The 8,894-nt window shown below is 64.2% G+C and carries 9 protein-coding genes and 1 tRNA gene; 5 read left to right on the forward strand and 5 right to left on the reverse strand.

The window, feature by feature from the left end; translation table 11 throughout:
* Positions 1-70: 70 nt before the first annotated feature.
* From ACE3S9_RS10175 to ACE3S9_RS10185, 3 genes are all read right to left on the reverse strand, one after another.
* Positions 71-700 (reverse strand): ATP-dependent Clp protease proteolytic subunit, encoded by a 630-nt coding sequence (locus tag ACE3S9_RS10175; RefSeq protein ID WP_374546345.1) that lies wholly within the window; start codon positions 698-700, stop codon positions 71-73.
* A gap of 386 nt (positions 701-1,086) precedes the next feature.
* The gene (tig, locus tag ACE3S9_RS10180; RefSeq protein ID WP_374546346.1) at positions 1,087-2,442 is read right to left on the reverse strand and encodes a trigger factor; all 1,356 of its coding nucleotides are present in this window, start codon (positions 2,440-2,442) and stop codon (positions 1,087-1,089) included.
* Positions 2,443-2,530: 88 nt separating this feature from the next.
* A tRNA-Leu gene (locus tag ACE3S9_RS10185) sits at positions 2,531-2,615 on the reverse strand.
* A 170-nt stretch (positions 2,616-2,785) separates the two neighbouring features.
* Here ACE3S9_RS10185 and ACE3S9_RS10190 point away from each other — a divergent pair.
* The 3 genes from ACE3S9_RS10190 to ACE3S9_RS10200 all read left to right on the forward strand — a co-directional run bounded on the left by ACE3S9_RS10190 (position 2,786) and on the right by ACE3S9_RS10200 (position 5,440).
* The gene (locus ACE3S9_RS10190; protein ID WP_374546347.1) at positions 2,786-4,195 is read left to right on the forward strand and encodes a multicopper oxidase family protein; all 1,410 of its coding nucleotides are present in this window, start codon (positions 2,786-2,788) and stop codon (positions 4,193-4,195) included.
* Between the two features lie 793 nt (positions 4,196-4,988).
* Positions 4,989-5,054 carry a hypothetical protein gene (locus ACE3S9_RS10195; protein WP_374546353.1) on the forward strand — a complete coding sequence of 22 codons (66 nt, stop codon included), beginning with the start codon at positions 4,989-4,991 and terminating at the stop codon, positions 5,052-5,054.
* Between the two features lie 83 nt (positions 5,055-5,137).
* Complete coding sequence (locus ACE3S9_RS10200) at positions 5,138-5,440, forward strand: hypothetical protein (RefSeq protein ID WP_374546348.1); 303 nt, start codon at positions 5,138-5,140, stop codon at positions 5,438-5,440.
* A gap of 80 nt (positions 5,441-5,520) precedes the next feature.
* On the opposite strand, the gene ACE3S9_RS10205 is transcribed toward ACE3S9_RS10200, so the two are convergent.
* Together ACE3S9_RS10205 and ACE3S9_RS10210 are read right to left on the reverse strand one after the other, a co-directional pair.
* Positions 5,521-5,760 (reverse strand): CDGSH iron-sulfur domain-containing protein, encoded by a 240-nt coding sequence (locus ACE3S9_RS10205; protein ID WP_374546349.1) that lies wholly within the window; start codon positions 5,758-5,760, stop codon positions 5,521-5,523.
* 37 nt (positions 5,761-5,797) lie between these two features.
* Positions 5,798-7,411, reverse strand: a complete 1,614-nt coding sequence (locus ACE3S9_RS10210; RefSeq protein WP_374546350.1) for an NAD(P)H-hydrate dehydratase — start codon at positions 7,409-7,411, stop codon at positions 5,798-5,800.
* Between the two features lie 93 nt (positions 7,412-7,504).
* Between ACE3S9_RS10210 and ACE3S9_RS10215 the strand changes: the two genes are divergently transcribed.
* Together ACE3S9_RS10215 and hspQ are read left to right on the forward strand one after the other, a co-directional pair.
* Positions 7,505-8,554: a CoA ester lyase gene (locus tag ACE3S9_RS10215; protein WP_374546351.1), complete on the forward strand. Its 1,050-nt coding sequence runs from the start codon at positions 7,505-7,507 to the stop codon at positions 8,552-8,554.
* 92 nt (positions 8,555-8,646) lie between these two features.
* A partial coding sequence (gene hspQ / locus ACE3S9_RS10220) for a heat shock protein HspQ (protein WP_374546352.1) occupies positions 8,647-8,894 on the forward strand: 248 nt, incomplete at its 3' end.

Genomic DNA, 8,894 nt, shown 5'->3' on the forward strand with positions numbered 1-8,894 from the left:
CACAATATCTTTACACCCATGCAAGACGGGCGCCGTCCCCAACTCATTTGCCCGAGTTGAGCGGCCCGACTCACTTCGCCTCGGCTTCCTCGGGGCGCTTGCTCAGCACTTCATCGATCAGGCCGAAAGCCTTGGCCTCTTCCGAAGCCATGAAATGATCGCGGTCGAGCGTCTTCTCGATCGTGTCGTAGTCCTGGCCGGTATGTTTCACATAGACCTCGTTCAGGCGCTTCTTGACCTTCATGATGTCCTCGGCGTGGCGGAGGATGTCGGAGGCCTGGCCCTGGAAGCCGCCGGAGGGCTGGTGCACCATGATGCGGGCGTTGGGCAGAGCGAAGCGCATGCCGGCTTCGCCGCCGCACAGCAGCAGCGAGCCCATCGAGGCCGCCTGGCCAACGCAGAGCGTGGAAACCTTGGGCTTGATGAACTGCATCGTGTCGTAGATCGCCATGCCCGCCGTCACCACGCCGCCCGGCGAGTTGATGTACATGGAGATTTCCTTCTTCGGATTCTCCGCCTCCAGGAACAGCAACTGGGCGATGATGACCGAGGCCATGCCGTCCTCGACCGGGCCGGTCAGGAACACGATCCGCTCGCGCAACAGGCGGGAATAGATGTCGAATCCGCGTTCCCCGCGCGGCGTGTTCTCGATGACTTGCGGGATGAGGTACTGGTTATAAACGTCAACCGGATCGCGCATGGATCTTTTCCTTCGACGGCCACAGCCGTTCTCTTGAGCCGTTCTTTGGCCTCATCCCAACATAATGCGCCTGCGAGCCGAGGCAATGGCCGCCGCGCATGTGACACAAATGCAAAATCGAGGCCGGACGCAGGCGCGGCGGACGGCGCGGACGCTTCCGCGCGGGACGGCGGCCCAGGCCCTTGCAGGCCCGGAATTTCGGGGTTTTTCGGCGCCCCGGCGCGTCCCTTCGCCCGAATCAGCCCGATCCGAAACGCGACAAGACTTCTGGCATAGAGGGGCGGGCGTGAAGAAAGTTTGAAGCCGGCGGGGCCGAATCGGTCCGCCGAAACGAAAAGCGCCCGCGATGCCGCGGGCGCCCTCGATTCTGTCCGAAAAGGAACGGATCAGGCCTTGGCGTCGTCCTCGACCTTGAACAATTCGTCCTTGGAGACGGTCTTGTCGCTGACCTTGGCCTGGCCGACGATGTGGTCGACCACCTTTTCCTCGTAGATCGGCGCGCGAATCTCGGCCAGAGCCTGCGGATTCTTCTGGTAATAATCCCAGAACAGCTTCTCCTGGCCGGGGAACTGGCGGGCGCGCTCGATGATCGCGCGGGTCACCTCGTCGTCGCCGACCTTCACGCCAGCCTTGTCGCCGACTTCAGCCACCACGAGACCGAGGCGCACTCGGCGCTCGGCGATCCGGCGATATTCGGCGCGCTGCTCGTCCTCGGTCGTGCCCTCGTCGGCGAAGCTCTTGCCGCTGGCGTTCTGCTCGGCCTGAATCTGCGCCCAGATGCCGTTGAACTCGGATTCGACCATGTCATGCGGCAGTTCGAAATCGAATTTCTTGTCGAGCGCGTCGAGCAAGGCGCGCTTCAGCTTGTCGCGCGAGGCGCGGTCGTAATCGGCCTTGATGCGGCCGGTGACCGCCTCGCGCAGCTTGGCGACATCCTCGAAACCGAATTTCTTGGCCAGCTCGTCGTCGATCGCGACTTCGCCCGGCGCGGCGACGGCCTTCACCGTGACGTCGAAGGTCGCTTCCTTACCGGCGAGATGAGCCGCTTGATATTCCTCGGGGAAGGTCACGACAACCTTGCGCTCGTCGCCGACCTTGGCGCCCTCGAGCTGCGATTCGAATCCGGGGATGAAGGAGCCGGAGCCAAGCGTCAGATCGACGCCCTCGGCCGTGCCGCCCTCGAAAGCCTCGTCGCCGATACGGCCGACGAAATCAATGGTCAGCTTGTCGCCGTCCTGCGCCGCCGCGCCCTCTTCGCGCGGGGCATAAGAGCGGTTGCGGTCGGCCAACTCCTTGAGCTGCTTCTCGACGTCCTCTTCCGGAATCTCCGCAACGAGGCGCTCCAGCTCGACATCCTCGAACGAGCCGATCTCGAAGCTCGGCAGGATTTCGAAGGCCAGCTTGAAGGCGAGGTCGCCGGTGGCTTCCAGCACCTTTTCCATCTCGGCCTGGTCTTCCGGGAATTCCAGCTTGGGCTGGCCGGCGAGGCGGAGGTTGTTGTCGTTCAGAATCTTGGTCTGGGCGTCATTGACGGCCTGCTGGACCACATCGCCCATGATCGACTTGCCGTAGAGGCGGCGGAGATGGCCGACCGGCACCTTGCCGGGACGGAATCCGTTGATCCGCACCTTGTCCTTCATCTCGGCGAGCTGGGCGTCGAGCTTGGCGGCGAGTTCGGCGGCCGCGAGGATCACCTGATATTCGCGCTTCAGCCCCTGCGAAAGCGTTTCCGTCGTCTGCATCGTCAAAACCTTCTCAAAACCTCTCCACCGCCCGGCCCAAAAGCCTTTCGCGGGATGAAACCAGCCGTCTCGGGCGGTCGCGCGGCGCTGGTGCGGGCGGAGGGACTCGAACCCCCACGATTTTCACCACCGGAACCTAAATCCGGCGCGTCTACCAGTTCCGCCACGCCCGCGCGAAGTCGCGCCACACCCGCCCGCATGCGCGCGGCCGCCAGACAGGTTGCGCTCTATAGCAATGGCCGAAACGGAAAGCAGCAAAAAAATGGAGCCGCGCCGCCCGATTCCGCCGACGCCCGCGCGGAATCTGCTAAGCTCGCGGCCCCGCTTCTCCGGAAAGCGTCCGATGCCCCTCTCCCGCCGCGCCCTGTTCGGCTCCGTCGCCGCCAGCCTGTTCGCCTTGTCCGAAACCGCCCGATCCGAAACCGCGCCGGGCGCGGAAGCCGACGGCTTCACTTTGCTCGAAGCTCGTCCCGGCGCGATTCCCCTGCAGCCGGCGCCTGCCGCGCCCACCAAAATCTGGGGTTTTGGCGGCGAGGTTCCCGGCCCGCTGTTGCGGGTCAAACTCGGCCAGCCGATCAAGGCGCGGCTGGTCAACCGGCTGGATCAGCCGACCGCCCTGCACTGGCGCGGCATGAGGATCGCCAATGAAATAGACGGCCTCGCAGGCCTCGTGCAAAAAATTGTGGCGCCCGGCGAAAGCCGCGACATTTCTTTCGTCCCGCCCGACGCCGGGACCTTTTTCTACCAGCCGCTGGTCCAGCCTTTTTCCGGCCAGCAGCTCGACCGTGGCCTCCACGGCGTGGTCATCGTCGACGAGCCGCAGGTGATTTTCGCCGATTCCGATCTGCTGTTCGTGCTGGACGACTGGCGGCTCGACAATGCCAGCCAGATCATCGGCGATTTCGACAATCCCGCCGACGTCATCCGCCAGGGCCGGCTCGGCGCGGTCAGCAGCGTCAACGCCCGCGCCGGAATGCAGGTTTTGACGTTCCAGCCCGGCGAGCGGCTGCGGCTGCGGCTGGTCAATGCCGCGGGGGCGCGGATCATGGACCTGTCGTTCCAGGGCGGCGACCTCAAGGTGATCGCGCTCGACGGCCAGTTCTGCGACCCGTTCGAGCCGGCCCGCCGCGCCCTGCCGCTGGGCCCGGGCGCGCGCTGCGACCTGCTGCTCGACCTGCCCCCGATCGAGGGACAGAGCTGCAAGCTGATCCTGCGTGGTGAGACCGAATTGCCCGATGTGACCCTGCTTGAGTTCCAGACCAAGGGGGCCGCGAAGCCCCCGGCCCCGCCGATCCTGCCGCCGCCGCAAAATCCGCTGCTGCCGGCCGAAATCCACCTCGAAAAGGCGAAAAAGCTCGACCTGACCATCGAGGGCGGCTGGACTAAGGCGACGCCTGCCGGGTTCAAGCCAAGCGGCGAGGCTTTGCGCCGCACCTGGACGATTAATGGCAAAGCCTCGACCGGCCAGGACGGCCCGCCTTTGTTTTCGGTGAAAAAGGGAACGCCGGTCTCGCTGGGTCTGGTGAACAAGAGCCTGTTTCCGCAGGTCATTCACATTCAGGGCCATGTCGTGCGGCTGCTGCACGATCACGACGACGGCTGGGAGCCCTATTGGCGCGACAGCGTGATCGTACCGCCGTTGCGGACCAAACATATCGCCTTTGTCGCCGACAATCCTGGCAAATGGCTGGTCGCCTCGGCGATCATGGACCATTTCGCCAATGGCTTGGCGGGGTGGTTTGAGGTGATATGACGAAGCTTGGAGACCTCGGTGCATAGCGACCCAATCCAATCTTGGCGGGACGTCATCGCAATCGTATTCGCGTATGCATCCCTACCGATCGCGTTACTTGGTTCAATATTGGTCTATCAGCGTTTCGGGGGCGACCGTCGCCCCGCGCGCTGTCTTTGGACCGTCGCGACGCCAATGTACGTCGGCTTAGCCCTCCCTCCACGTCGTTGGGCTGACTTGTTCCTTAATCCTGTGGCGTTTCCTATTCTTATTCTTGTCTTGGGGTACGCCGGGGCGTTTGGAAGCGAATGGGGTTGGCGCTGGAGAATTGCGTTTTGTCTGGTCCTAATCCAAGCAACGATTCTTGTGGCGGTAATGATCGGGAGCACGACGTAAACCTCATCACTTGGTCGCGTTACAGTGGTATGATACGATTCCCAAGCCTTTACAGCGTCTCATGCGCGCCGTCGCAGAACGGCTATTTGGTCGATCGGCCGCAGGCCCCGCAACCCGCCGGTCAGGCTCGCGAGCCATTAGCCGCCCCGGCTGTCGCCAAGGTGGGCGGCGCATTGCGGGCGATGGAGGCGCGGCCGTCCGGGCTAGCGACGATCGTGTCCGGCCCCTTGAGCAGGACGCAAGCGCCCAATACGCCGGCAGCGGCGCGCACAGTCGATTTTACAGGGTAGATCAGAGGGCTGCAGCGCAATTTCCGAAGCTGTTTCGGAAGCCGTCGCTTGATCTTGACGCTTTTGCGAAGCAATGACGTCTTTGGACCAAACATATCGCCTTTGTCGCCGACAATCCCGGCAAATGGCTGGTCGCCTCGGCGATCATGGACCATTTCGCCCATGGGCTGGCGGGGTGGTTCCAGGTCGCGTGACAAGCGGGGCCTTGCCCTCTCCAGCAGGGTTCGCAATCGTTCGGAATTGTCAGCGCCGATCAGCGATAATGATGATGGTAGCGATGGTGATGATGCTGAGGCGCTCCCACCACACCTTTGACGCCGCCAACGACGCCCCCTGTCACGCCACCGACAACGCCCCCAACCGCCGCGCCAACGGGGCCAGCCGCGCGCCCGCCTTTGGCGGCGCCTTGCTCGCCACCTTGAATCACGCCCTGAGCCTGCGCTGCGAGAGGCATCGAAAGGGCGGCGAGAACGGCAGCGGCTTTGATCAAGCGGGTTTTCATGAGCAAGCTCCGTTTCATGTCCCGCCGTCGACCAACTCATTGACAATGAGCGTCAAATCGCCCGGCGGATATTATTAACCCCCCGCGTTGTCTCCAGTTCCGCGAGCGCCCGGAAACGATGGGATTACGGCGACAGGACGCCCATTCCGCGATCGCCTTCACAGCGTCTCATGCGTGCCGTCGCAGAACGGCTTATCGGCGGAATGTTTGCAGCCGCAGAACCATATTTCGCCTGAGGTTTCGGCCTTGTAAGGGATCGGCGCGAAGCCCGACCCTTTGTGCGAGCCGTCGCAGAACGGCTGTTTGGCCGATTTGCCGCAGGCGCACCAGAAATAGGTTTTGCCCGCCTCGACTTCGACAGGATAAGGCCCCTTATGGGCGATGACAGGTTCGGACATGGCCTCTCCTCCGGTTGAAGCTCCATCCCAAGCCGCGTCAGAGCGGGGCCAGATCGGCCAGCACGCGCGGCAGAATCTCCGGCAAGTCCTCGGCGATCAGTCCGGGACCGAACAGATTGGCCGCCTCGCCATGCAGCCAGACCGCGCAGGACGCCGCCTCGAAAGCCGGCATGCCCTGCGCGAGCAACCCGCCGATCAGGCCTGCGAGCACATCGCCCGACCCGGCTGTCGCCAAGGTGGGGGGCGCGTTGCGGGCGATGGAGGCGCGGCCGTCCGGGCTGGCGACGATCGTGTCCGGCCCCTTGAGCAGGACGCAAGCGCCCAATGCGCTGGCGGCGGCGCGCGCGCGGTCGATTTTATGCGGTAGGTCAGAGGGTTGCGGCGTAGTTTCCGAAGCCGTTTCGGAAGCCGCAGTCTGATCTTGAAGTTTTTTCGAAGGAATGACGTCTTTTCGATTGAAAAGACGATAAAATTCACCCTCATGTGGCGTGACAATCACCGTCGCGCCGCTGGCCTGGATGACTTGGCCAAGCTTAGCCGATTGGCCTGAAAAGGAGGTTATCGCGTCGGCGTCCAGCACTGTCCCGAAATGGCGCCCGGCGCCTTTTTCCACGCCGCCGAGAATGGCCTCGACCACGGCCTGGGTCGCCTCGCCTACGCCGAAGGCGGGGCCGATCACAACAGCCGAAAAACGCTTGTCGGCGAGCAGGTCGCGCCATTGCGCCGGCCCGTCGACGCCGCGCAGCATGATAGCGGTGAGATGGGCGGCGTTGACCGCCAACGCCTCGGCCGGGCTCGCCACCGTCGCCAGCCCGGCGCCGACCCGCAAGCCCGCGCGCGCGGCGAGCCGCCCCGCCCCGGTATGGGTCGATGTCCCGCTGGCCACGACGAGATGGCCGCGCCCATATTTGTGCCCCTCTTGCTCGGGCCAGGGCATCAGCCCGCGCCATAAGGCCGGCGCGTTGAGAAAGGTCTGCGGCCTGATCTCGCTCAAGACTTCTTTCGCAATGCCGATCTGGGTCAGCCGCACCCGGCCGCAGGCGGCGCGACCCGGCAGCAGCACATGGCCGGGCTTGAGCCGAAAAAAGGTCACGGTTTCGCGCGCTCGCACCGCCCGCGAGCCGATGGCGCCATTGGCGCCGTCGAGACCGGAGGGCACGTCCACCGCCAGAACCGGCGTCCCCGAAGCGTTGATCCGTTCGACGACCTGCAAGGCCGTTCCGTCGAGCGGCCGCGACAGGCCGGCGCCGAACAAAGCGTCGATGATCAAATCGCAGGCGCCGGGGTCCAGCGTTTCCGCCGCGACGACATCGCCGCCCCAATCCGCGAAGGCGCGGGCGGCGTCGCCGCCGAGCCGCGTCGGATCGCCCAGCGCGCCGACGGCGACAATAAAGCCCTGTTCGCGCAAGAAACGGCCCGCGACATAGCCGTCGCCGCCATTATTGCCCGGCCCGCAATAGATCGCGACCCGTTTTCCGCCGCCGCGCCGCAGCAGCTCGGCGGCGGCTTCGGCGACATTCTTGCCGGCGCGCAGCATCAACTCATAGCCGGGAACGCCGCCCCGGATGGTGAGGGAATCGGCCCGCCCCATCTCGGCGGGGGTCAGAAGTTCGACCGGATCGGGTCCGGCGCTGAAATTCACGTCGCTCATGCCTGGATTTTGGGCTGGAAGGTCCAATTGCGGCAAGGCTTAAATTGTCCTACAGGCGGCAGAGTCAATGGAGCCCGCCCAGGAACCTGTCCCATGAGCAAAAGCCCTCGCAAATTCTTCGAGCCCCTGGCGATCGGCGCGCCCGCGCCCTATCGCGAGCTGCCGGTGCGCGTGGAGCGCATGATCCATTTCATTCCGCCGCATCTCGAAAAAGTGCGCGCCAAGATCGGCGACATGATCCCGACCGCCGACGTCATTCTGGGCAATCTGGAGGACGCCATTCCCGCCGACGCCAAGGAGGCGGCCCGCAAAGGCTTCATCGAGATCGGCCTGAACAATGATTTCGGCTCGACCGGCCTGTGGACCCGCGTCAATTGCCTCAATTCGCCCTGGTTGCTCGATGACGTGACCGAAATCGTCGCCGCCATCGGCAACAAGCTCGACGTCATCATGCTGCCCAAGGTCGAGGGCCCGTGGGACATTCATTATCTCGATCAATTGCTGGCCCAGCTCGAAGCGCGCCACGGCGTGACCAAGCCGATCCTGATCCACGCCATTCTGGAAACCGCCGAAGGCGTGAAGAATGTCGAGCAGATCGCGGTGGCCTCGCCCCGCATGCATGGCATGAGCCTCGGCCCGGCCGATCTCGCCGCCTCGCGCGCCATGAAGACTACCCGCGTCGGCGGCGGCCATCCGGAATATAAGGTGCTGGCCGATCCCGGCGCGGACGCCGCCGCGCCGCGCCCGTCCTATCAGCAGGACCTGTGGCATTATACCGTCGCGAAAATGGTCGACGCCTGCGCCTCGGCCGGGATCAAGAGCTTTTATGGCCCGTTCGGCGACATCGCCGATCTCGCGGCCTGCGAGGTCCAGTTCCGCAACGCCTTCCTGCTCGGCTGCGCCGGCGCCTGGTCGCTGCATCCGAACCAGATCACCATCGCCAAGAAGGTGTTCTCGCCCGACCCGAAGGAAGTGGCCTTCGCCCGGAAAATCCTGGAAGCCATGCCGGACGGCTCCGGCGTCGCCATGATCGACGGCAAGATGCAGGACGACGCCACCTGGAAACAGGCCAAGGTGATGGTGGACTGCGCCCGCCAGGTCGCCGCCAAAGACCCGGAATATGCCGCGCTTTACGGCTTCTGAGCCGGAACGGGGCGCGTCCGCGCGCCCCGATTGACTCAAATGCCGAGCTGTGGAACCTTTTTCGCGCAGCTTGGCATGACGGGGCCATCTCGATGAAACCGCGCGCAGCGAAATTCGGCATCGGCGAAGTCGTCAAACACCGCAAATATCCCTTCCGCGGCGTGATCTACGACATCGATCCGGTCTTTGCGAATACCGAGGAATGGTGGCTTTCCATTCCTGAGGAAGTGCGCCCCGCCAAGGATCAGCCGTTCTACCATCTCTATGCCGAAAATTCGGACACCGAATATATGGCCTATGTGTCCGAGCAGAATCTGGAGCGCGACGACAGCGGCGCGCC

This window comes from Rhodoblastus sp., assembly GCF_041915505.1.
Lineage (GTDB): Bacteria > Pseudomonadota > Alphaproteobacteria > Rhizobiales > Beijerinckiaceae > Rhodoblastus.